This window comes from Pseudomonas baltica (assembly GCF_014235765.1).
Taxonomy (GTDB): Bacteria; Pseudomonadota; Gammaproteobacteria; order Pseudomonadales; family Pseudomonadaceae; genus Aquipseudomonas; species Aquipseudomonas baltica.
In genome coordinates this window covers 1,631,178-1,653,327 of sequence record NZ_JACMYH010000001.1, presented here as the reverse complement: position 1 = coordinate 1,653,327, position 22,150 = coordinate 1,631,178, and the positions used below count along the sequence as shown (strand labels likewise).

The 22,150-nt window shown below is 64.7% G+C and carries 17 protein-coding genes, 4 tRNA genes and 1 pseudogene; 7 read left to right on the top strand and 15 right to left on the bottom strand.

Annotated elements, in window-relative coordinates:
- Window positions 1-242: 242 nt before the first annotated feature.
- The 4 genes from H7993_RS07370 (at window position 243) to H7993_RS07355 (ending at window position 654) form a co-directional block, all read left to right on the top strand.
- Window positions 243-318 (top strand) — tRNA-Glu (locus tag H7993_RS07370).
- A gap of 2 nt (window positions 319-320) precedes the next feature.
- Window positions 321-396 (top strand) — tRNA-Gly (locus tag H7993_RS07365).
- A 103-nt stretch (window positions 397-499) separates the two neighbouring features.
- Window positions 500-575, top strand: a tRNA-Glu gene (locus H7993_RS07360).
- A gap of 3 nt (window positions 576-578) precedes the next feature.
- Window positions 579-654: transfer RNA gene (locus tag H7993_RS07355), tRNA-Gly, on the top strand.
- 149 nt (window positions 655-803) lie between these two features.
- On the opposite strand, the gene H7993_RS07350 is transcribed toward H7993_RS07355, so the two are convergent.
- From H7993_RS07350 to H7993_RS07295, 12 genes and pseudogenes are all read right to left on the bottom strand, one after another.
- Complete coding sequence (locus H7993_RS07350; RefSeq protein WP_185793936.1) at window positions 804-1,670, bottom strand: TauD/TfdA dioxygenase family protein; 867 nt, start codon at window positions 1,668-1,670, stop codon at window positions 804-806.
- 62 nt (window positions 1,671-1,732) lie between these two features.
- Entirely contained in the window at window positions 1,733-3,067 is a 1,335-nt protein-coding gene (locus tag H7993_RS07345; protein ID WP_185793935.1) for an LLM class flavin-dependent oxidoreductase, read from the bottom strand.
- A 12-nt stretch (window positions 3,068-3,079) separates the two neighbouring features.
- On the bottom strand, window positions 3,080-4,057 hold the full coding sequence (locus H7993_RS07340; RefSeq protein WP_185793934.1) for an ABC transporter substrate-binding protein: 978 nt from the start codon (window positions 4,055-4,057) through the stop codon (window positions 3,080-3,082).
- A 543-nt stretch (window positions 4,058-4,600) separates the two neighbouring features.
- Window positions 4,601-6,220, bottom strand: a complete 1,620-nt coding sequence (locus tag H7993_RS07335; protein ID WP_185793933.1) for a dipeptide ABC transporter ATP-binding protein — start codon at window positions 6,218-6,220, stop codon at window positions 4,601-4,603.
- Window positions 6,217-7,173: an ABC transporter permease gene (locus tag H7993_RS07330; protein ID WP_185793932.1), complete on the bottom strand. Its 957-nt coding sequence runs from the start codon at window positions 7,171-7,173 to the stop codon at window positions 6,217-6,219. The genes H7993_RS07335 and H7993_RS07330 overlap by 4 nt, the downstream gene beginning before the upstream one ends.
- 20 nt (window positions 7,174-7,193) lie before the next feature.
- Window positions 7,194-8,153 (bottom strand): ABC transporter permease, encoded by a 960-nt coding sequence (locus H7993_RS07325; RefSeq protein WP_185793931.1) that lies wholly within the window; start codon window positions 8,151-8,153, stop codon window positions 7,194-7,196.
- Complete coding sequence (locus H7993_RS07320) at window positions 8,150-9,802, bottom strand: ABC transporter substrate-binding protein (protein WP_185793930.1); 1,653 nt, start codon at window positions 9,800-9,802, stop codon at window positions 8,150-8,152. Before H7993_RS07320 ends, H7993_RS07325 begins: the two co-directional genes overlap by 4 nt.
- Window positions 9,803-9,955: 153 nt before the next feature.
- Window positions 9,956-10,747, bottom strand: a complete 792-nt coding sequence (locus H7993_RS07315) for an ABC transporter ATP-binding protein (protein ID WP_185793929.1) — start codon at window positions 10,745-10,747, stop codon at window positions 9,956-9,958.
- 4 nt (window positions 10,748-10,751) lie between these two features.
- Window positions 10,752-11,510, bottom strand: a pseudogene (locus tag H7993_RS07310) (ABC transporter permease); the annotation flags it as partial.
- 79 nt (window positions 11,511-11,589) lie between these two features.
- The gene (locus tag H7993_RS07305; RefSeq protein ID WP_185793927.1) at window positions 11,590-12,384 is read right to left on the bottom strand and encodes a class II aldolase/adducin family protein; all 795 of its coding nucleotides are present in this window, start codon (window positions 12,382-12,384) and stop codon (window positions 11,590-11,592) included.
- Between the two features lie 113 nt (window positions 12,385-12,497).
- Entirely contained in the window at window positions 12,498-14,081 is a 1,584-nt protein-coding gene (locus H7993_RS07300; protein ID WP_185793926.1) for a rhodanese-related sulfurtransferase, read from the bottom strand.
- On the bottom strand, window positions 14,078-14,701 hold the full coding sequence (locus H7993_RS07295) for a cysteine dioxygenase family protein (RefSeq protein WP_122479284.1): 624 nt from the start codon (window positions 14,699-14,701) through the stop codon (window positions 14,078-14,080). Before H7993_RS07295 ends, H7993_RS07300 begins: the two co-directional genes overlap by 4 nt.
- Window positions 14,702-14,795: 94 nt before the next feature.
- Between H7993_RS07295 and H7993_RS07290 the strand changes: the two genes are divergently transcribed.
- From H7993_RS07290 to mntP, 3 genes are all read left to right on the top strand, one after another.
- Window positions 14,796-15,689: a LysR family transcriptional regulator gene (locus H7993_RS07290; protein ID WP_185793925.1), complete on the top strand. Its 894-nt coding sequence runs from the start codon at window positions 14,796-14,798 to the stop codon at window positions 15,687-15,689.
- Window positions 15,690-15,848: 159 nt separating this feature from the next.
- Complete coding sequence (locus H7993_RS07285) at window positions 15,849-16,973, top strand: acyl-CoA dehydrogenase family protein (RefSeq protein WP_185793924.1); 1,125 nt, start codon at window positions 15,849-15,851, stop codon at window positions 16,971-16,973.
- Window positions 16,974-17,199: 226 nt separating this feature from the next.
- Window positions 17,200-17,766: a manganese efflux pump MntP gene (gene mntP / locus H7993_RS07280; protein WP_185793923.1), complete on the top strand. Its 567-nt coding sequence runs from the start codon at window positions 17,200-17,202 to the stop codon at window positions 17,764-17,766.
- Window positions 17,767-17,862: 96 nt separating this feature from the next.
- Here mntP and H7993_RS07275 read toward each other — a convergent pair whose 3' ends face one another.
- The 3 genes from H7993_RS07275 to H7993_RS07265 form a co-directional block, all read right to left on the bottom strand.
- Window positions 17,863-18,828 (bottom strand): aliphatic sulfonate ABC transporter substrate-binding protein, encoded by a 966-nt coding sequence (locus tag H7993_RS07275; RefSeq protein ID WP_185793922.1) that lies wholly within the window; start codon window positions 18,826-18,828, stop codon window positions 17,863-17,865.
- A 185-nt stretch (window positions 18,829-19,013) separates the two neighbouring features.
- Window positions 19,014-19,424 carry a PA2817 family protein gene (locus H7993_RS07270; RefSeq protein WP_185793921.1) on the bottom strand — a complete coding sequence of 137 codons (411 nt, stop codon included), beginning with the start codon at window positions 19,422-19,424 and terminating at the stop codon, window positions 19,014-19,016.
- Window positions 19,425-19,496: 72 nt separating this feature from the next.
- Window positions 19,497-21,944: an acyl-CoA dehydrogenase gene (locus H7993_RS07265; RefSeq protein WP_185793920.1), complete on the bottom strand. Its 2,448-nt coding sequence runs from the start codon at window positions 21,942-21,944 to the stop codon at window positions 19,497-19,499.
- Window positions 21,945-22,150 lie beyond the last annotated feature (206 nt).

The following is a 22,150-nucleotide window of genomic DNA, read 5'->3' as shown; positions in this document are numbered from 1 at the left end:
GGTACCAGCGCTGTCTGTCGCAACTATGGCTTTGTGCTATTACTGCTGTCAAAAGCTTATTCATGTCCACGTGTCTCGCTGCTTCATCAGCACGCCCGGCTGGCCCGCAAAGCACGTTGAAGTCATTGATTTAAATAAATTTATAACAGGGGGTTGACGACCCTCGAAAGCATCCATAGAATGCGCGCCACTTGCAGCGTAAAGCACACAGCGAAGCGCGGCAGGGAGTGAAGTTGTAGCGTGTCCCCTTCGTCTAGTGGCCTAGGACACCGCCCTTTCACGGCGGTAACAGGGGTTCGAGTCCCCTAGGGGACGCCATTGCGGGAATAGCTCAGTTGGTAGAGCACGACCTTGCCAAGGTCGGGGTCGCGAGTTCGAGTCTCGTTTCCCGCTCCAGTTTAAGCAGTGTGGCCTTCGGGCGGCACTGAGTGAAACCAGCATCCAGTCTTCGGACTTGGGTCTGGGCGCCGGAATACACACCATGTGTTTCGGTCAGCGTGTCCCCTTCGTCTAGTGGCCTAGGACACCGCCCTTTCACGGCGGTAACAGGGGTTCGAGTCCCCTAGGGGACGCCATTTGCGGGAATAGCTCAGTTGGTAGAGCACGACCTTGCCAAGGTCGGGGTCGCGAGTTCGAGTCTCGTTTCCCGCTCCAAATTCAATGAAAACGCCGCTCAGAGATGAGCGGCGTTTTTGTTCGTGCGTGATTTATGAGTCATGCACCGTGGCGTGCCTTTCGCGGCCGATGACCGCTCCTACGCAGTAGCGAGCCGACCGTAGGAGCGGTCATCGGCCGCGAAGGGTTCACTGCGGGCTGTCAGGCTGAACCCGGCGCCGATGGGGGATGTCGTCGTCGGCAATCAATACCCGTTCCATTGCCCGCGGGAAATCACCGTAGTTGTACACCGGGTAATGCAATGCCCCACGGTTGTCCCAGAACGCTACATCTCCGGCTTGCCACTTGAAACGCACCTGGTACTCCGGGTTGCTCACTTCCTTGAGCAACAGGCCGACGATCTCGCGGCTTTCTTCCAGTGACAGACCCAGAATTTGCGGTGACATCGAAAAGTTGATGAACAACGCATCTTCGCCCGTCTCCGGATGCGTACGCACCAGCGGGTGCGCGAGGATCGGGTAGTTGTAGCCGACCTTGTCCAGCGCGGGTTTGAAGTTGTGGGTGACGAAGGCATTGTCGATGCGCTCGCGCAGGGCCGCCGGCAGGCTGCGGTACACCAGGCCGGTGTCGGCCCAGAGCGTGTCGCCGCCGGTTTCGGGCAGCGAGACCGCGCGTAGCACGGCGCCGAAGGTGGGTTTGAGCATCCAGCTGGTATCGGTATGCCAACGGCCCTTGCGGGCGTCGCCGTAACGGTCGCGGGCTTCACTTCCCAGAATCAGGTGGGCGTTGGGACGCTCGTGGTCCTGCTTCTGGGTGGTCGGATGCTGGTACAGCTCGCCGAACTGACGGGCGAACGCCAATTGCTGGGCGGTATCGATGTGCTGGTCACGGAAGAACAACACTTTGTGCTTGAGCAGCAAGGCACGTATTTCATCACGGGCGTGCGCGTCGAGTGGGCGTCGCAGATCCACGCCCTCGATCTGCGCGCCGATGGTCGGCTCCAGCGCAGTGGCGCGGATCGCCGTGGCAGGGCGCGGTATTTTTTCGGCAAACATGGCAGATGTCCTTTGCAATCGAGTGCCGGAGCCCACGGCCACGGCGGGTGGGGAAAGGGAATTCAGGCCACTTCTTCGTTGCGGCGCGCGGTTGCGTTGCGATTGGCCGGCACCTCGAGGCCGAGGCTGTCGCGCAGGGTCAGGCCGGGGTACTCGGTGCGCAACAGGCCGCGTTGCTGAAGGATCGGCACCACGTAGCGGGTGAAGTATTCGAGGCCGTCGGGCAACAGCGAGTTGATGATGAAGCCATCGGCGGCGTGACCCTCGAACCAGGCTTGCACCGCGTCGGCGACTTCTTCGGGCAGGCCGACGAAGTCCCGATCGGGCTTGGCGAAGCGCAGCGCCACTTGGCGCAAGGTCAGGTTCTCTTCACGGGCAACGTGCTTGATACGCTCGGACGTACCTTTGTGGCTGTTGGCGCCCAGATCGCCCAGATCGGGGAAGGCCGCGTCCAGGTCATGCCCGTTGAAGTTGTAGTCATTGAACGGGCGGCCGAGGGCGACGATGGCGTCTTCGATGCCCACCAGGTCTGCAGCTTCCTGATAGCGGCGCTCGACCTCGTCGCGGTCCCGGCCCACGATCGGGCTGATGCCGGGCAGGATGAACAGTTTGTCCGGGTTGCGACCGGCCTTCGCCGCACGTTGCTTGAGGTCCTGGTAATAGGCGTGCGACTCGGTGAACGACTCGTGCCGGCAGAAGATCGCATCGGCATTCTGCGCGGCGAAGTTGCGGCCGTCCTCGGAAACGCCGGCCTGGAAAATCACCGGTTGACCCTGGCGCGAGCGGGCGATGTTCAGCGGTCCCTTGACCTGGAAGAATTCGCCCTGATGGTTCAGCGCGTGCAGCTTGCTGCGGTCGAAAAACTCGCCGGTGGCCTTGTTGCGGGTAAAGGCGTCGTCTTCCCAGGAATCCCACAGCCCCTTGACCACATCCACGTGCTCCCGGGCGATGCGGTAGCGAACGGCATGGGGCGGGTGCTCGGCCTTGCTGAAGTTGTCGGCGGTGCCGGACAGCCAGGAGGTGACCACGTTCCAGCCGGCGCGCCCGCCACTGATGTGGTCGAGCGAAGCCAATTGCCGCGCCACCTGGTAGGGCTCGGTGTAGCTGACCGTGATGGTAGCCACCAGGCCGATGTGCTCGGTAGTGGCGGCCAGCGCCGAGAGCAGGGTGAGCGGTTCGAAGCGATTGAGGTAGTGCGGGCTCGAGCGTTCGTGAATGTGCAGGCTGTCGGCGATGAAGGCGAAGTCGAAGCGCGCCGCTTCGGCCAGCCGCGCCTGCTGTTGGTAGTAGCGCAGGTTGGTGCTGGCGTCGGCCAACGCCTGCGGATGGCGCCACTCGCCCCAGCCATGCCCCACACCGTGGATCATGGCGCCCAGTTTCAGTTGTCGTGTGCTCATGGAAATCTCCTGTTATGGCGCGCTGGCCAGTGGGGTTTGGGTGGGTGCGCGGTAGGCGTTGAAATGCTTGTCGAAACCTTGGGCAACCTTGACCGGCTGGGCCAGCACGCCTTCCTCCAGATAGATGTCGGCGGTTTGCTGCAGGTCGGCGATCACCGCGTCGGTGATCTCGGCGCGGGTGTAGCGGGTCTCGTTGACCGAGGCCAGGTGCACCGCCAGGGGCAGGCGCGTGACCTGAGCCTGGGCTGCGGCGAACTCGTCGTGGTGGGTGTTGGCCCATTGGTAGGCACGCTCCAGGCGCACGACGAAGTCCTCGACCTGCGCGCGCTTGGTCTTGGTGGCTTGCTCGGTGGCGACCAGGTAGGTGTTGTTGGTCAGCAGGTCGGTGCCTTTGCGCAGGATGCGGGCGTTGCCTTGGTTCAGCGCAATGGTGGTGTAGGGGTCCCAGGTCGACCAGGCGTCGGCGTCGCCGGACTGCAAGGCGCCTTGGGCATCGCTGGGCAGCAGGTTGACGAAGGTGATGTCGGCGGTCTTCAAGCCTGCGTCGCGCAGCGCCTTGATCACAAGGAAGTGCCCGATGGAGCCACGGTTGGTGACGACGCGCTTGCCCTTGAGGTCGGCGACCGATTGCAGGGGCGAGTCCTTGGGCACCAGGATGGACGTGGTATAGCGGCCTTCGAAATGGGTGATGCTGACGGCCTTGAGCGGCGCACCGGAACCCAGCGCGAAGACGTAAGGCGCATCGCCCAGATAGCCCACGTCCACCGCGCCGGCGTTCAACGCTTCGCCCAGCGGCGCGGCGGCTGCGAATTCCGAGAACTCGATGGGGTAGGGAACGTTCTTGAGTTCACCGGCCGCGGTAAGCAGCAGCTTCAGGGTGGATTTCTGATTGGCAACGCGCAATGGTTCGAGCTTGTCGGCCCAGGCCAGGGGGCCGGTGGCCAGCAGCCCCACGGCCAGGACGAGGGAAAGGACACGGGAACGGGTCATGGACAGCGACTCCTGAAGAGGGATTGAGTTACCTCCACCAGGCGAGGGGTCGGTCTGCATTCAAGCTAAAGCTCTAACGAGGCGCTGTGAAATGACATTTAGTTCTAAGTTAATTATTCTTTTTATGAATTCTTAGGTGATGGCAATATGCGTAGCTAGCATATTTTTGTATGGGTCTGTCTTGTAGGAGCGGTCCGTGGCCGCGAAGGGGCGCTCCGGTCGTTCAGGCGTACCGCGGTGCTTTCTTCGCGGCCTATGACCGCTCCTACGGGGGTTGCGCGGAGTATTGTAGGAGCGGTCCGTGGCCGCGAATGGGCGCTGCGGTGGTTCAGGCATACCGCGGTGCTTCCTTCGCGGCCTATGACCGCTCCTACGGGGGTTGCGCGGAGTATTGTAGGAGCGGTCCGTGGCCGCGAATGGGCGCTGCGGTGGTTCAGGCATACCGCGGTGCTTCCTTCGCGGCCGATGACCGCTCCTACGGGGATTGCGCGGAGTATTGTAGGAGCGGTCCGTGGCCGCGAAGGGGCGCTGGGATGACGTGGCTCAGGTCAGGGCGCGTTGGCGCTTGCCGGGGACGGCGTCCAGCAGGGCCTGGGTGTAGGCATTCCCCGGATGGTTGAACAGCTGCGCAGTGGGGCCCTGGTCGACGATGCGGCCCTGGCGCATGACCAGCACCTCATCGGCGACGTTGGCGATCACGGCCAGGTCATGGGAGACGATGACGTAGGCGATGCCCAGCTCGCGTTGCAGCTCGTCGAGCAGATCCAGGATCTGCCGCTGCACCGAAACGTCCAGGGCCGACACCGGCTCGTCCAGCAGCAGAAGGTCGGGCTGCAGTGCCAGGGCCCGGGCGATGGCCACACGCTGGCGCTGGCCGCCGGACAGCGCCCTGGGCAAGCGGTCGAGGAAGTGGGCCGGCAGATGCACCCGTTCGATCAATTCACGCGCAGCCCGATCGAGCTCCGCCCCTCGGGCCAGGCCGAACGACACCAGAGGTTCGACAATGCTGTCGAAGATCGACAGGCGCGGGTCCAGCGCTGCGAACGGGTTCTGCTGCACCAGTTGCATGCGCCGACGCAGCGGCCGGAATTGTCGCCAGCCGAAATCGGTCACGTCCTGCTCGGCAAACTCGATGCGGCCGCTGTCGGCTTTCTCCAGCCCCAGGGCAATGCGCAACGCCGTGCTTTTGCCCGACCCGGATTCGCCGACGATGCCCAGGGTCTGCCCGGCGCAGACCTTGAAGCTGACATCGGCCAGCGCCTGGAAGCGGTCGGCCTGGCCACGGACCCGTGGCAGCCGGTAATGCTTGTTCACCGCAGTCAGCGCCAGCAGCGGCGGTTGCCCTGGCGCAGCCGCAGCGCACGGTGCGCGGGGCTCGGCGAAGGCTGGCGCGGCGGCGATCAAGGCGCGGGTGTAAGGCTGGGTCGGCTTGGCCAGCACCTGCTGCGGCGTGCCGTGCTCGACCAGCGTCCCGGACTTCATCACCAGCACCCGGTCGGCGCGGTCGGCGGCCACGCCCAGGTCGTGGGTGATGATCAGCAACGAGATGCCTCGCTCGCGCACCAGCCCCTCGAGATGATCGAGAATCCGCTGCTGCACGGTCACATCCAGCGCACTGGTCGGTTCGTCGGCGATGATCAGTCGCGGGTTGCCGGCCAGTGCGATGGCGATCAGCACGCGCTGGCGCATGCCGCCTGACAGCTCGTGAGGGTACTGCCGGGCGCGCAGCGTCGGGTTGTCCAGGCCGACCTGGGCGAGCAGCTCGCCGACATCGTTGTCCACCCCCCGGTAGCGCCCACCTCTGGCCAGCACCAGTGCCTCGGCGATTTGCACGCCGATGCGCTGGGTGGGGTTGAGGCTGACCATCGGGTCTTGAGGCACCAAGCCGATGGTGCGGCCGCGCAGTTGGCGCTTGACGCGTTCGCTGGCCTGGCTCAGGTCCTGCCCGGCCACCACCAGCCGACCGGCGGTCAGCACGGCGCTGTCAGGCAGCAAGCCGAGGATAGCGTTGGCCACAGTGGTCTTGCCCGAGCCCGATTCTCCGACGATGGCCAGGGTCTCGCCCTGGGCCAGGCTGAACGATACATCCGTCACCGCCTGGGTGTGCTGCGCGCCCTGGCGGTAGGCGATGCCCAGGTTGTGTACTTCAATGAGCGCGTTCATCGCTTGATCTCTTCAAAGGTGCGGGCCAGGTGATTGAGGCTGAACACCACCGCCACGACAAAGGCGCCGGGCAACAGCGCCACCCACGGCGCGGTGATCAGAAAATGCCGTCCGGTAGCGATCAGCGTGCCCCATTCCGGCGCCGGTGGCGCGGCGCCGAAACCCAGGAAGCTGAGGCCTGCGGTGGCCAAAATGGCGGCGCCGAAGTCGAGGGTGGCGAGCACGGCGACCGGCCCCCAGGCGTTGGGCAGAATGTGCCGCCACAACGTCTGCAACCAGCTCGCACCGCCCAAGCGGGCGGCTTCCACGTAAGGCAAGGTCTTCACCCGCAACACCTCGGCGCGGGTGGTGCGGGCAAAACCGGGAATGATCCCTACACCCACGGCGAGGGCTACCGGCAAGGTGCCGAAGCCGATGGCGGTGACGATGGCCAGGGCCAGCAGCAAGCCAGGCAGGGCCAGCAGCACGTCGATCACGCGCATGATCAGCGCATCCACGCGGCCCCCGGCGAACCCCGACAGCACGCCCAGGCTCAAGCCGCCGAGCAGGGCCAGGCCAACCGCCAGCAGCGCTGCCTGAATCGACAGGCTGGCGCCGTGGATCACGCGGGTATACAGGTCGCGGCCGAGCTCGTCGGTGCCGAACCAGTGGGTGGCGTTGGGCGCGGTGAGCTTGGCCAGCGGCGCGGTGGCATTGGGGTCGAAGCCGCTCAGCACGCCCGGTGCCAGCGCAGCCAGCAAGGCAAAGGCGACTACCAGCGCGGCCAGCATGAAGCCGGGCCGGCGCAACAGGGGACGTGAAGCGCTGAGCAGGCGTGACCAGCGATTGCGCCGTCGCCATGGCGTCGTGGCCTCTACTGGCAATGGCGCGGATGGCGTCGTAGCCGGCAAGCGTTGTATCGACGGCGAGCCGAACCGACGGTCGAGGTTGTGCACGGCGTTGGATGAAGGCATGAGCGGAATCCTTGGCAGGCCTAGGCCGCACTGGGCGCACGGGGCGCGTGGGTGATACGGGGGTCGAACATCGGGTAGAGCAGGTCCACCAACAGGTTCACCACCACGAAAGCGGCCGCGGAGATGGCGACGATCGCCAGCACCACCGGAATGTCCTGGCGCAGTACCGCTTCCTGGGCCAGGCGCCCGACACCGTTGCGGCTGAAAATGGTTTCCACCAGCACCGCACCCGACACGGTGTTGCCGACCTGCAGGCCGAACAGCGTGAGAATCGGCAGCGCCGCGTTCTTCAGGCCGTGGCGGTACTGCACCTGGGCGCGGCTCAGACCTTTGGCGTAGGCCGTGGTGATGTAGGGCTCGCGCCACACGTGCTGAAATCCGCGTTGCAGCACCTGGGCATACACCGCCGCGCTGGGGATCGCCAGGGTGATGGCCGGCAGCACCAGGCTGTCCAGGCCCTGACTGCCGATGGCGGGGAACCAGCCCAGGCCGAAGGCGAACACCTGTATCAGCAGCAGGCCCAGCCAGAACACTGGTACCGAGAACCCCAGCGACGGCAGGCGCGCCATGGCCGATTGCAAGGGTTGCCAGCGCACGTAGGCGGTCAGGTAGGCCAGGCCGATGCCGCCGATCAACGACAGCACGATGGCCGAACCGGCCAGGGTCAGGGTTTGTGGCAGGCGCTCGGCCAGCAGCGCAGTCACCGGCCGGTTGAGCGACAGCGACTGACCGAAGTCACCGTGCAGGGCCCGCCAGAGCAGATGCCCGTACTGCTCGAACAGGCCGCGATCCAGTCCGTAGTAGGCACGTGCCTTGGCCAGGTCCGCCGGCGACAGCGCATCGACTTCCAGGCCCGAGGCGCTGAGCATGATTGACAGCGTGTCGCCGGGCAGCAGGTAGAGGATGAAGTAGGTGATGGTATAGGCGCCCCACAGCACCAGCAGCGCCTGGCCGACACGCCCCAGCAGGTAACGGTTCATGGCGTGCCGACCTCGATGTCACCGAGGAAGGCGAAGCCTTCTGCGGTCCAGTGGAAGTTCTTCACCCGAGCCGCCGTGGCTGCCTGCCAGACACGCTCGTAGATCGGGATGGCCGAGGCCTCGTCCACCAGCAGGTCCTGCAGATCGCCGTAGGCCTTGGCGCGTTGCTCGGCTCGAGTGGCAGTGATGCCAGCGTCGAACAGCGCGGTGGCCCGGTTCAGGGTCGCCGGTTCGTAGATATTGGTGGCCAGGGTCGAGCTGTTGGCGCTGCGCGGATCGAGAATGGTCTGCAGAATGATCGGATCGGCGCGGGTCATGTAGGTGGACGTCAGGTCGTAGTTGCCCTGGGCATTGGCGGCGGTCCATTCGGCGCGGGTCACCACATTGAGTTTCAGGTCGATACCCACCTTGCGCAGTTGATCCTGCATCAGCACATCGCCGGCCGTTTCACTGCCGTTGATGTTGTAGGCCAGGCTCAGGCGCTTGCCGTCCTTGTGTCGATAGCCATCGGCAGCCGGTGCCCAGCCTGCCTCGTCCAGCAAGCGTGCGGCGCCGACAGCGTCGTAGCCAAGCTTGGCGCCCTGGGCCTTGAAGTACGGCGTGGTGCTGTCGTACACACCGTTGACGACGGGGAAATCGGCGTTGTACACGGTGCTGGCGTAGCTCTTGCGGTCGATGGCCTTGAGCAGTGCCTGGCGCACTTTCCTGTCGGCCAGTACACGGCCGTTGCGGGTGTTGGGGTAGAGGTTCAACGCGGGGCCGGGCAAGGCGCGGCTCTGAATGGTAGCGCCCTTGCTCTGGTACAGCTTGAGGTCGACTTCCGAGAACGGATTGCGCGGCCACAGCACATCGACCTTGCCCTGCAGGAACAATCCGTTGCGTACGCTTTCCTCGGCGATGTAGCTGATTTCCACGGCATCCAGATGGGCGTCGGCCTTGTTCTTCATGTTCGCCGACGCCCAGTGGTAGCCCGGTCGACGGGTCAGTCGGGCGCCGCTCTCCGGCGTGTAGTGCTCGAGCACGAACGGCCCGGTGCCGATGATCTGGCCGAGCGAGCGCTGCTTGGCCGTCAACTGGTAGGAGGCAGGTGCAAGAATCGCCAGGTTGGTGGTGGACGTGGCCTGGAGGAAGCCGGCGTTGGGTCGCGACAGCACCAGTTTGACGGTGAAGTCGTCGAGCACTTCGGCGTGGTCGTAGCCCGCCAGGTAGGTTGCACCGAAGGTCGCCGGCAGCTCCTTGGCGAATGCCTTGTCGCTGTCGAAGGCGGCCTTCACGGCGTGGGCGTCGAAGCGCTCGCCATTGCTGAAGGTGACGTCGTCACGCAGCTGGAAGGTGTAGCTCAGGGCGTCGTCGCTGATGTCCCAGCTCTTGGCCAACCAGGGAATGATCTTGCCACTGTCCGGGTCCTGGTCGGTCAGTGATTCGGCGACGTTGCGCAGCAGCACGCGATGTTCGAGCCAATAGACCTGGAAAGGGTCGACACTGACCAGGGTGGTGTTGTCGCCGAAGAAGGCGATCTTCAAAGTCTTGTCGGCCTGCTCGGGGGCCGAGGGGGAGCAGCCCACAAGTGTTGCGAGCAGTACGCCGAGTGCCAGCAGGCGGGGGCGTGTAGGTGGGTTCGAAGCCGATGAGGGGGCTGGGTGGGGCATGGGTGAGGGTCCTTTTCAGTGCTGTGATCGGCTTGGGTTTGGGGTGGGGGCCTTCGCGGGCAGAGCCCCGCTCCCACAGGGTTGGTGGTGCCCGAATGTCTGCTGCACTCCTTGTGGGAGCGGGGCTCTGCCCGCGAATGGCCCCACCTCGATTTAGGTCGCGAGCGCTCTTGGTCTGCTGGCCAGCGGCAAGGGCCCATCGGCCACCTGAGGCGGGCCGGCTTCCACGCCCAGCAGCCCCAACAGGCGTCGGCGAATGGCATTGAAGGCCGGTGTGCCTTTTTCCCGAGGGCGATCCAGGCCAATGGGCAGCGCTTCGGCAATGCGCCCGTTCTTGAGCACGATGATGCGATCGGCCAGCAGGATCGCTTCCTCGACATCGTGGGTGACCAGCAGCACTGCAGGCCCGTGGGCACGCCACAGGTCGATGATCAACTGATGCATGCGAATGCGGGTCAGCGCATCGAGAGCGGCGAACGGTTCGTCCAGCAGCAGCAGGCGAGGCTCGCGCACCAGGCTGCGGGCCAATGCCACGCGCTGGGCTTCACCCCCGGACAAGGTGGCGGGAAAGGCATCGAGCCGATGCGCCAAACCCACTTCGGTCAGCGCCTTGACCGCACGCTCGCGGGCCTGGGGGGTGCGCACGCCCAAGGTGACGTTCTTCCACACGCGCTTCCACGGCATCAGGCGCGGTTCCTGGAACACCGCCGAGCGGGCCGCAGGCACCAGCAGGCGGCCACCTTCGATCGGGTCGAGCCCGGCCAGCGAGCGCAGCAGGGTGGTCTTGCCCGAGCCGCTGGCGCCCAGCAGGGCAACGAACTCGCCGGGCGCGATGTCCAGGTTCAAGCCATCGATGACGCGGTTGGCGCCGAACTGACGTACCACGTTCTGCAGGCTGACGGCGGGTTGTGGGTGCAACGGGCGGGTGACGTTGTGTGCGGTCATGGGATCAGCTCTTCACGAAGGAGGGGCGCCAGGCCAGGGCGTAGTGCTCCAGGGCGCGGATGATGCCGTCGATCAGCAGCCCCAGCAGGCTGTACACCAGCAGGCAGATGACGATGATGTCGGTGCGCATGAAGTCGCGCGCGTCGCTGGCCAGGAAGCCGATGCCGGAGGTGGCGTTGATCTGCTCGACGAACACCAGCGCCAGCCAGGAGATCGCCAGCGAATAGCGCAGGCCGACGAAGAACGACGGCAGCGCGCCGGGCAATATCACGTGCCAGACCAGTTCGCGACGGTTCAGCCCCAGGGTGTTGCCGGCTTCGATCAGCTTGGGGTCGATGCTGCGGATGCCGGCGAACAGGTTCAGGTACACCGGAAAGGTGGTGCCCATGACGATCAGCGCGACCTTGGTGAATTCGCCGATGCCGAACCACAGAATGAACAGCGGCACCAGCGCCAGTGAGGGTACGGTGCGCAGCATCTGCATGGGTGAGTCGAGCAGCACTTCGCCACGCCGCGAAAGGCCGGTGAGCAGGGCCGCAGCGGTGCCGATGAACACACCAATAGCCAGGCCCGACACCGCGCGCTGCAGGGATATCAGCAGATGCGCCGGGAGCTCGCCGCTGATGGTCAGCGCCCAGAACGTCACACCGATGCTCGACGGCGCGGCGATGATACGCGGCGGGATCAGCCCGACCCGCGAGGCCAGCTCCCAGAGCACCAGGATCGCCAGCGGGCTCAGCAGCCTGAGTACGAAGCCTGGCACCGGCACGCCGCGCCGGGGTGCGCTGGGCGTGACTTCGAGCATGTGGATGGGCGCCCTGGCGATCGGCGCAGAGGCGATTTCAGGTGGCATAGTCTTGGCCCTCGCGGTCGAGCTGACGGATCAGGGCGTCCCAGTGCAGTTGGATCTTGGGGTTGTCGCCGCTGGCTGCACTGGCAGATTGCTGGTGCACCTTGTCGATGGCCGCCTGCGGCGCCAGCAGCAGGTCGGCATTGCCGCCGGCCTGGGCGGCGATCTGGGTGTTGCAGGCCCGCTCCAGCCCATGCAGTTCGCGGAAGGCATGTTCGACACTGACGCCTCCGGTCAACAGGCCGTGGTTGCGCAGGATCAGGATGTTGCTGTTGCCCAGGTTGCGAACCAGGCGCGTCTGTTCATCCAGGTCCAGGGCTATGCCTTCATAACCGTGGTAGGCGACGCGGCTGTAGTAGAGCAATGCGTGCTGGGACAACGGCAGCAAGCCGTTGCGCTGGGCCGACACTGCAGCACCATCGCGGGTATGGGTGTGCAACACGGCTTTGAGGTCGGGGCGTGCGCGGTGGATGGCGCTGTGGATCACGTAGCCGGCGTGGTTGATGCCCAGCCCCAGCGGATCGTCGATCAGCTCGCCGTCGATATCCACCTTGACCAGATTGGACGCGGTGATTTCATCGAACAGCAGGCCGAAGGCGTTGATCAGGAAGTGCTCCTGATCACCCGGCACACGGGCCGAGAAGTGCGTGTAGATATGGTCGGTCCAGCGCAGTTGCGCGGCCAGGCGATAGGCGGCCGCGAGCTTGACGCGCACCTCCCATTCCTGCGGCGTGACACGCTGGCGCAGCGTGGGCGTGGAATCGTGCAGAACGGACAACGAAGTCATCGGGTCTCTCCTGAAAAACGTGCGTGCCGGCGGCGACGGCACATGAGTGCGATCGCCGCTCGGTCCGGTTTCATCAGGTCCCGAGCAGCCAGTGATGTAGGGGCGTTGCGGTGTCAGATCACCTTGAAGCCGTGGGTGCCGTCCCTGGCCAGTTGCTCGACCAGGCCGAACTCCCAATCCAGGTAGCCTTGCATGGCTTGGCGAGGGTTGTCGGTGCCCTCGTAGGGGCGCCGGTAGCGATCGCTGCGGGGCACGGCCAGATGGCGTTCGCCGGCTTCCACCGGCAGGCCCTGGGCCACCCAGGCGGCGTTGCCACCTTCGAGGAGGAACACCGGTTTGCCGGTCAACGCCTGCAGATCGGTCACCGCGAAGCGTGCCAGCAGGCCGCTGCCGCAGGTCACCACGTAGCGTTCGGCCACGGGTACGTTCTCCAGGGCCTGGGGCAATTGCGCGCGCAGTGCCCAATGGGCACCGGCGATATGACGTTGCACGTGGTTGGCGCTGCTGGTGAAGTCGAACACCTGGGTGTTGCCCTCGCGTTGCCACTGAGCGAGCGTGGCCGGGCTGATCGTCTTGGCTTCCGGCAGGGTCGGCAGGGGCGTCTGCCAGGCGCCGTCGGCAGTGAAATCGCTGGACTGTGCATCGTCCAGCACGAACACGTCCCAACCCATCTGGGCCAGCCACGACGCGCTCATGTTGGCGCGTACGCCGTCGTCGTCCACCAGCACCAGCCTCGCACCTCGCACGCTGGCGAAATGATCGGTTTCCTGCACCAACTGGCCGCCCGGGGTGGAGCGCGCCGCAGGCAGGTGCCCGGCCGCGTATTCTTCCAGGGTGCGCACGTCGAACACATAGGTGGTGCGGCCCTGTTCGGTTTGCCAGCGGGCCAGCGCTGCAAGCGTCGCGCGTTGCACACCGGCCCTGTCCGCGACCGCGCGTGCCGACTGCGCCGCTGCCGCGCGGGTGTGCTCGGCGACTTCGCCGAAGCGACGTTGCTGGCCATGTTCCAGTGTCTGACCTGCCAGTGTCCAGCCGATGGTGCCGTTGCGCAGTGCCGACACCGGGTTGGGAATGCCCGCATTGACCAGCGACTGCGTGCCGATGATGCTGCGGGTGCGACCGGCGCAGTTGACGATCACTCGGGTCTGCGGATCGGGCGCGAGTTCGCGGATGCGCAGCACCAGTTCGGCGCCCGGCACACTGATGCCACCCGGAATGCTCATGGTCTGGTATTCGTCGAAACGTCGTGCGTCGACCACCACCACGTCGGCCCGGCTGTCGAGCAGGGCCTGCACGTCCTCGGCCGCCAGTGAAGGCGTATGCAGCAGGCTTTCGACCAGCTCGCCGAAGGCCTTGCTCGGTACGTTGACGTCGCGAAACAGCTCGCCGCCTGCATCGTGCCAGCCGGCAAGCCCGCCTTGCAGCAGCGCCACATCGGTATAACCGAGCGCTTGCAAGCGTTGCGCGGCCACGGCGGCAAGGCCTTCGCCTTCGTCATAGACGGTGATGGCCGTATCGCGGCGCGGTACCCGGGCGTAGATGTCCAGTTCCAGCCGGGACAGGGGGATATTGGCGGCGAACAGCGGGTGAGCCTCGGCGAAAGGCGCCTCTTCGCGGACATCGATCAATGCCACTTCCTGGCCGTCCAGCAGTGCCTGGCGCAAGGTGGAGTAGGGGCGTACGGCAATCTGGCTCATGCAGGTGAACTCTCTTTTGGCTGGCGCTCTTTGGACAAGTCCCAGAAATTGGGGATACCGGCATTGGAATAACCGGAAATGAATGGCTTTTCTTCGCCGCTTTCGCTGTACACAGCGCGCGCTACCGCGCCGATATTGGCGCCGTAGACATGGATGCTGATGGACACCCGATCGTGGAAGGCATTGCTGACTTGATGGATGTCGCCGATGCTGGGTGATACCGCTTCGACCTGGCCCGGCCCGAGGCGGATCGGCGCGCCGTCGGGCACCAGGCGCCCATCGGCTTCGCGGCTGAAGCCTTGGGAAAACTCGGCACCGCGCAACATGCCGATCAGGCCCCAGACGCGATGGTCATGGATCGGTGTGCTCTGCCCAGGGCCCCAGATGAAGCTCACCACGGAAAAGCGCTGGCGGGCGTCGGCGTGCAGCAGGAATTGCTGGTAGCGTTGCGGATCGGGCTGGGCAGCGATGGCCGGCAGCCAGTCGTCGTGGCTGACCAGCCGCTGCAGCAGCACTGCGCCTTGTTCCAGCACCGCCGGCTCGCTGGGTTCGCGATCCAGCAACTCGGCCAGGTCGCCGACGAACTGGCGAAAGCGGTCATAGCGCAGTGGATGAGTCATTTCAGTAGCCCTCGAACAGATTCGTTATTACCCTAGCAAAGGGATTAAGCTTCCCGAAATTCAATTTGTTCATAAGCTAATATGCGAAAAGCGAATGAAGATAGATGACATCCAAGCGTTCCTGGCAGTCGTGCGCCTGCAGTCCCTGAGCGTGGCCGCCGAATCCCTGCAGCTGACTCAGTCCGCCGTCACCCGGCGCCTGCAAAGTCTCGAAGAGTCGCTGGGCGCAATTCTGCTCGACCGGCACACCAAGCCGATGAAACCCACGGCCATCGGCCTGCGCGTGTATGAACGCTGCCAGGGCGTGATGCGCGAGGTCGATTCGCTGCACGAGCTGGTGAACGAAGACGCGCTACCCTCCGGCACGCTGCGTCTCGGCGTGCCGCAGACGGTCGGCGACGCCGTGCTGCTCGATGCCCTGCACGCCCTGAAGCAGCGCTTCGCCGACCTGCACGTGCAGGTCGTCCACGGCTGGGGTGGGCAGTTGGTCCAGCGCATCCAGCACCGTGAGCTGGATGCGGCTGCGGCGTTGTTCCCGGCAGGCAAGGTGTTTCCCGACGGCGTGGTGGGTCACTCGCTGGCACGCATGCCGCTGCTGGTGGTTGGGGCCAAGGGCCTGGATTTCGGCAAACGCTGCAAGCTGGCCGACTGCCAAGGCGAGGGTTGGGTGCTCAATCCCGATGGCTGTGGCTTTCGCGCTGGCCTCTCGCACGCCTTGGCCGAGCAGGGCCTGAGCCTGAAACTGAACCTGGAGACCTTCGGCACCGACCTGCAACTGGGCCTGGCGGCCAGCGGCATGGGCCTGGGTCTGGTCCCGGCACCGCTGTTGCAGCACAGTCGCCACCGCGAACAACTGCAGGTTCTGCAGGTGGCGGATTTCAAACCCATGGTCGACCTGTGGCTGGTGCATGCGGCGTTCGTCGGCAACCTGCAAGGCGCGATCAGGCTGTTCGGGGAAAGCGTCGCGTACGGGATGAATACGGACTGATGTGGCGAGATGTGTGCGAGTTTCGCATATTAAGATATGCCTAAAATGAGCTTTACTCATGTAATGGGGATTAGGTAGATTGGCCCAAATCAATCTGCCGTGCGGTGAGTCGCGCCGTCGCCGGCCTGCCGTTATCGAACGGCACGACGGAGTTTTCCCATGACCGCACTCGACCCCGACGCCCTTGCCGCGCTCACCGAACGAATGGCACTGCACGCCGAGCGCTACGACCGCAGTGGCGAGTTCCCCCATGACAACATCGACCACCTGCACAGCCTCGGCCTGCTCGCGCTGACCGTGCCCACGGCCTATGGCGGCGGCGGGGCCGACCTGCCCACGGCGCAGAAAGTGGTGGCGGCAGTCGCCAAGGGCGAGCCGGCGACGGCGTTGATCCTGGTCATGCAGTACCTGCAGCAGGCCCGCCTGCACCAGAGCGAGCGTTGGCCTCAGGCATGGAAGCAGCGTCTGGCGCTGGACGCCGTGGAAAGCGGGGCGCTGATCAACTCGCTACGGGTCGAGCCCGAACTGGGCACGCCGGCCCGCGGCGGCCTGCCCAACACCGTGGCGCGACGTACCGCCGAGGGCTGGCGACTGGACGGCCGCAAGATCTATTCCACCGGCAGCCACGGCCTGACCTGGCTGCTGGTGTGGGCGCGCAGCGATGATGACGATCCGTTGGTGGGTTCCTGGCTGGTGCACCGAGACACCCCCGGAATCACCATCGAAGACACCTGGGACCACTTGGGCATGCGTGCCACGTGCAGCCACGATGTGGTCTTCGACGACGTGCTGGTGCCGTTCGACCAGGCCGTCAGCGTAAGTCCGGCCAGCACGCCGCAGCCGGAACTGGACGGCGAAGGCCTGCTGTGGATGGCGGTGCTGATGTCCAGTGTCTACGACGGCGTCGCCCAGGCCGCACGTGATTCGTTCATCGATTGGCTGCAGCACCGCGTACCGGCCAATCTCGGTGCCGCCCTGGCGACGCTGCCGCGCTTCCAGGAGCGGGTCGGCGAGATCGATAGCCTGCTGCTGGCCAACCAGGCCCTGTTGCAATCGGCCGCCGAAGGCCGGCTGCCCGCCGAGCGCTGGCCCGCCATCAAGTACCTGGTGTGCAACCAGGCCATACGCGCGGTGACCCTGGCCATCGAAGCCGGCGGCAACCCGGCGCTGGACCGTCGCAACGCGCTGGAAAGGCACTACCGCAACGTGCTCTGCGCGCGCATTCATACCCCCCAGGATGACAGCGCCCTGGTTGCAATAGGGCGTCAGGCACTGGCGCTCTGACACCCATCAACGGGCTCACGAAATTTTCATGTGCCGCTGATTACAGTGGCGTCCCTTGTTGGGGAGTAGCCTGCTCTGGACCTCGGTCCAGCGCGTTCGTGTCAACATTCTCGGCTGCCTGCCGTGGCACGAACACCTTGTGGTTGGTGAGACCAACGATGCATCCATGCCTAAAGCCGGGCGTGTGGTCGCGTCGTTGACTCATAGCCCGGCTGGATCTTCGACCGTGAACCCCATTTCCATCATCTTCGTCGCCCTGGCGATGTCCACCGACGCCTTCGCCGCCGCCATCGGCAAAGGCGCGACACTGCACAAACCGCGATTCACGGAAGCACTTCGTACGGGTGTCATCTTCGGTGCTATCGAGACCATTACCCCCTTGATAGGGTGGTTCATAGGCCAGGCGGCCACTGAGTACGTTCAAGACTTCGACCACTGGATCGCCTTCGTGCTGTTGGTGGCACTTGGGCTGCACATGATCTACAACGGCGTCAAGGATGAAGCCCCGGAAGAGGACAAGCCGCAACAGCATTCCTTTGCCATTCTGGCCGTCACCGCCTTTGCCACCAGCATCGATGCTCTTGCGGTTGGCGTAGGCCTGGCCTTCGTCGACGTGAACATCTGGATTGCAGCCGCCGCCATCGGCGTGGCGACCACGGTCATGGTCACGATCGGCGTGATGCTGGGTCGGGTACTGGGCGTCGTGGTGGGCAAGCGCGCGGAAATCGTGGGCGGCATCGTGTTGATGCTGGTCGGTGCGGTGATTCTCTACGAGCATTTGTCTGCGGCGTAATCGGAGCAGTGGACTGCTCATGGGCTGCGTTTTCCGGCCCGGTTGGCGGCGGCAGGTGAGGGGCCGCCGCACAGATCCTGGGAGTGCGTCGTTGGATTACTCGCCCGGCGCCCACACCTCCACGTTCACCGCATCGATCCGCTTGGGAATCAGCTTCTCGTCGTGAAAGGCATCGGCGATCTTCTGCTGCTCGGCCAATCCTTCGCGGGTGACGGGCTGCACATCGTAGCTGCGGCGGGCGTTCGCCTGCTGCACCACTGCCGGGTCAAGATTGCCCCAGAGCGGACCCAGAATCGCGGCGGCGTCGGCCGGGTTCGCCTTGACCCATTTGCCAGTTTCGGCCAAGTCGTCGAACACCGTTTTCAGGATCGCCGGGTTGGCCTTCGCATAAGGCGTGCCTGCCAGATAGTAGCGCTTGTACGCCGCTAGGCCTTCGCTGCCCGCCAGTACGCGGGTAGGTTGGTGCTGCTGCGCGGCACTGAGGAACGGTTCCCACGCCACCCAGGCATCCACCTTCTGGTTTTCGAAGGCGGCGCGGCCGTCGGCGATGGTCAGGTAGGCCGGCTTGATGTCAGTGAACGTCAGATTACCCTTGCGCAGGGCCGCCAGCAGCAGGTAGTGAGCCCCGGCCGCCTTGGTGACTGCTACGGTATGGCCACGCAGGTCTGCCAGCGACTTCAGCGGTGAGTCTTGCCGAACCAGAATCGCCTGGGCCTGCGGTGAAGCCGATTCGGACGCGTAGTAGGTGAGCTTGCCGCCGGCAGCTTGAGCGAACACCGGCACCGTGTCGGCAACGTCTGCCGACAGGTCGACGTTGCCGACGTTAAGCGCTTCGAGCAGCGGCTGGCCACTGGCAAATTCGTGCCAGCTGACGCGCACGCCTTTGTCTGCCAGTTGCTTCTCCAGCGTACCTTGCTGCTTGAGCAGCACCATCAGCGTCGAGGACTTCTGGTAACCGATGCGCAGCTGGGTTTCTGCCGCTGCCGAAAAGCTGAAGGCAACGCCGAGCGCAACGCTGAGGCTGGCGGCAAGCAGGTGCCGCGGGGTGAAGAGGGTGGACATGGTTTCAAGTCTCGTCTCCGACGCATCCGCGGGGCGCGGTCGGCTCGAAGAGAACGGGGAAGGGCATGGCCGGTGTTCCGGTGGGGCGACTATAGAAGAGTGGCGGTGAAGAGGGTAATGGCGTTTGGTTATCAGCTTATGCATGCCAGCCTTCGCCGTCATTGCGACAGCGAAGTGACGCGGGATCAGTGGTGACTTTGTGGCCCTGACATCGCCATCAATTGCTTCTCCTGATTCCAGTCGAAGGGTTCGTCGTTCTCCTCGGCTTCGAAACGGCGCTCTTCCAGCGCCTGGTACAGCGCGATTTCTTCGTCGGGCATGTAGTGCAGGCAGTCGCCGGCGAAGAACCACAGCAGGTCGCGCGGCACCAGGTGGGCGACCTGCGGGTAGCGGGTGATCACCTGGCACATGATGTCCTGGCCCAGGTACTGGCTTTCCACCGGGTCGACCGGCAGTTGCGCGCGCAGCTCATCGAAGCGCTCGAGAAACAGCGCGTGGCTTTCCTCAGGGACCTGCTCCGCCTCGCCCAGAGCCACGAGGATGCTGCGCAGATGGTCGAGCAGGACAAGGTGGTATTCGAGATGGTTAATGGCCATGGTGGGGTCCTCTTGAGCGAAACGGGCGCGGGAGTATAAAGCTCCACGCGCCCGCTGTCTTTTCGCTGATCCTCAGCGGACCTTGTCCGCAGTGGGCAGCAGCTCTTCCTTGCTGAAGTCGTCGACGTCGATCACCTTGCGCCGTGCAGCTTCTGCCTGTTGCAGGGTCTGCGCCTCGGCGGGTTGCAGCACGCCGGCGTGCAGGGCTGCATCGATCAGCGACTGGCCGGGTGTAGCGCTGAATTGCCGTGCCTTGTAGGCCTGTTGCAGTTTCCTGTGCAGCGGCTGGCTGTCGCGCAGCAGGTCGAACGCCACTTGCAGCGCGCCGACCGGATCGTCCGCGCCCTGTGGGCGGTAGCAGCCGGCCAGCAGTTCTTCCAGCGCCGGGTCGCCTTTGTGGCGACCGGTGATGGCCGCCACTTCGGCTTCCAGCTTGTCGGAAGGCCCGGTGTGTCGCCGACCGAACGGGAAGACTACGCCACGCAGCAGATACCCGAGCGCCTTGTTGGGGAAGTTTTTCAAGATGCCATCCAGCGCGTGCTCGGCCTGGCCCAGGCTTTCTTCCATGGCCCAGCACAACAGCGGCCGCAGATGCTCGGGCGAGTTCTGGTCGTGATAGCGCTTGAGCGCTGCAGAACTCAGGTACAGGTAGCTGAGCACATCGCCCAGACGCGCCGACAGCCGCTCGCGACGCTTGAGCTCGCCACCGAGCAGCATCATGCTCAGGTCCGCCAGCAGGGCAAAGGCAGCTGCCTGTCGGTTCAGGGCGCGGAAATAGCCTTGGGCAAGACGGTCACCCGGCGCCTGTTCGAAGTGGCCCAGGCCCAGGTTCAAGACAAAGGTACTGGCCGCGTTACCGACGGCGAAGCCGATGTGCTTGAGCAGCAGCGCGTCGAACTCCAGCAGTGCCTGATCCTGGTCTTCGCGGCCAGCCAGGGCCATTTCCTTGAGCACGAACGGGTGGCAGCGGATGGCACCCTGGCCGAAGATCATCAGGTTGCGCGACAGAATGTTCGCGCCCTCCACGGTGATGAAGATCGGTGCGCCCTGCCAGTTGCGACCCAGGTAGTTGTTGGGGCCCATGATGATGCCCTTGCCACCGTGGACATCCATGGCGTGGGTGATGCAATCGCGGCCGCGTTCGGTCAGGTGGTACTTGAGAATGGCCGAAAGCACCGAGGGTTTCTCCCCCAGGTCCACCGCATTGGCGGTCAGCATGCGGGCGCTGTCCATCAACCAGGCGTTGCCACCAATCCTGGCGAGGGATTCCTGGATCCCTTCGAAGGCCGCCAGCGGGACGTTGAACTGCTCGCGAATCTGCGCGTATTGGCCTGTGACCAGGCTGGTGTACTTGGCGGCACCGGTGCCGACTGCCGGCAAGGAGATCGAACGACCCACCGACAGGCAATTCATCAGCATCATCCAGCCCTTGCCCAGCATCGGCTGGCCGCCGATGAGGTAGTCGAGGGGGATGAACACGTCCTTGCCCGAATTCGGCCCGTTCATGAACGCAGCGCCGAGTGGCAAGTGGCGACGACCGATTTCCACGCCCGGTGTGTCGGTCGGAATCAGCGCCAGGCTGATGCCCAGGTTTTCCTTGTCACCCAGCAAGTGCTCGGGGTCGTGGGCCTTGAAGGCCAGGCCAAGCAGGGTGGCGATCGGACCCAGGGTGATGTAACGCTTTTCCCAGGTCAGGCGGATGCCGATGACTTCTTCACCCTGCCACTGGCCTTTGCAGATGACACCGACGTCGGGCATCGCGCCCGCATCCGAGCCTGCCAGGGGGCCGGTGAGCGCGAAGCAGGGGATGTCGTCGCCCCGTGCCAGGCGAGGCAGGTAGTGATTGCGCTGCTCGTCGGTGCCGTAGTGCAGCAGCAGTTCAGCGGGGCCGAGCGAGTTCGGCACCATGACGGTAGACGCGAGGTCGCCGCTGCGAGTGGCCAGCTTCATCGCTACCTGGGAGTGGGCGTAGGCCGAAAAGCCCTTGCCGCCATATTCCTTTGGAATGATCAGGGCGAAAAAGCCATGCCCTTTGATGTGGGTCCAGGCGGCCGGCGGCAGGTCCATGTCCTGACCGATCTGCCAGTCGCTGACCATGGCGCAGAGTTGCTCGGTCGGGCCGTCGATGAATGCTTGCTCTTCCGCGCTCAACTGCACCTTGGGATAGGCCAGCAAGGTGTTCCAGTCGGGCCGGCCGCTGAACAATTCGCCATCCCACCAGACCGTTCCGGCGTCGATCGCATCGCGCTCGGTGTCGGACATCGGCGGCAGGGTCTTCTTGAACCAGCGAAACAAGGGCGCGCTGAAATGCTTGCGGCGCAGCTCTGGCAGCAGCAATGGCAGCGCACTGGCAATCAGCAACAGCCAGAGCAGCGTCAGCAACCATCCAGGCGCGTGACTGGCCGCGCCCATGATCACCAGAAACACGGCGACGATACCCATGGCGGGCAGGGCGGCAATGCGCCGATGAGCCAGCCAGGCGATGCCGACCACGAGGGCGACGATCCACAACAACAACATAGTGTTTTCTCCGTGTAAGCCAGGCGGGACGAACCACCTGCAGTTGCCGTCGACACGGGGCGGCAGACGGGAAAACGGTGGCCAGGCACGTAAGCTTCGGTGTGGGACAGATCCGGTACTTGCCTGGATAGTGACCGTTGCAGGGTAGGGGAGTTCGCGGCGCAGACGGCCGGAGGCAGTTGCCCGGAACGTTCGCTGGCCGCTGT

Coding starts and splice junctions, on each gene's coding strand:
- H7993_RS07325 (WP_185793931.1), bottom strand. CDS start 8,153: ATGAACCGTTACCTGCTGGGGCGTGTCGGCCAGGCGCTGCTGGTGCTG.
- H7993_RS07300 (WP_185793926.1), bottom strand. CDS start 14,081: ATGAGCCAGATTGCCGTACGCCCCTACTCCACCTTGCGCCAGGCACTG.
- H7993_RS07345 (WP_185793935.1), bottom strand. CDS start 3,067: ATGAGCACACGACAACTGAAACTGGGCGCCATGATCCACGGTGTGGGG.
- H7993_RS07285 (WP_185793924.1), top strand. CDS start 15,849: ATGACCGCACTCGACCCCGACGCCCTTGCCGCGCTCACCGAACGAATG.
- H7993_RS07295 (WP_122479284.1), bottom strand. CDS start 14,701: ATGACTCATCCACTGCGCTATGACCGCTTTCGCCAGTTCGTCGGCGAC.
- H7993_RS07335 (WP_185793933.1), bottom strand. CDS start 6,220: ATGAACGCGCTCATTGAAGTACACAACCTGGGCATCGCCTACCGCCAG.
- H7993_RS07270 (WP_185793921.1), bottom strand. CDS start 19,424: ATGGCCATTAACCATCTCGAATACCACCTTGTCCTGCTCGACCATCTG.
- H7993_RS07330 (WP_185793932.1), bottom strand. CDS start 7,173: ATGCCTTCATCCAACGCCGTGCACAACCTCGACCGTCGGTTCGGCTCG.
- H7993_RS07265 (WP_185793920.1), bottom strand. CDS start 21,944: ATGTTGTTGTTGTGGATCGTCGCCCTCGTGGTCGGCATCGCCTGGCTG.
- H7993_RS07315 (WP_185793929.1), bottom strand. CDS start 10,747: ATGACCGCACACAACGTCACCCGCCCGTTGCACCCACAACCCGCCGTC.
- H7993_RS07305 (WP_185793927.1), bottom strand. CDS start 12,384: ATGACTTCGTTGTCCGTTCTGCACGATTCCACGCCCACGCTGCGCCAG.
- H7993_RS07350 (WP_185793936.1), bottom strand. CDS start 1,670: ATGTTTGCCGAAAAAATACCGCGCCCTGCCACGGCGATCCGCGCCACT.
- H7993_RS07320 (WP_185793930.1), bottom strand. CDS start 9,802: ATGCCCCACCCAGCCCCCTCATCGGCTTCGAACCCACCTACACGCCCC.
- H7993_RS07290 (WP_185793925.1), top strand. CDS start 14,796: ATGAAGATAGATGACATCCAAGCGTTCCTGGCAGTCGTGCGCCTGCAG.
- H7993_RS07275 (WP_185793922.1), bottom strand. CDS start 18,828: ATGTCCACCCTCTTCACCCCGCGGCACCTGCTTGCCGCCAGCCTCAGC.
- H7993_RS07340 (WP_185793934.1), bottom strand. CDS start 4,057: ATGACCCGTTCCCGTGTCCTTTCCCTCGTCCTGGCCGTGGGGCTGCTG.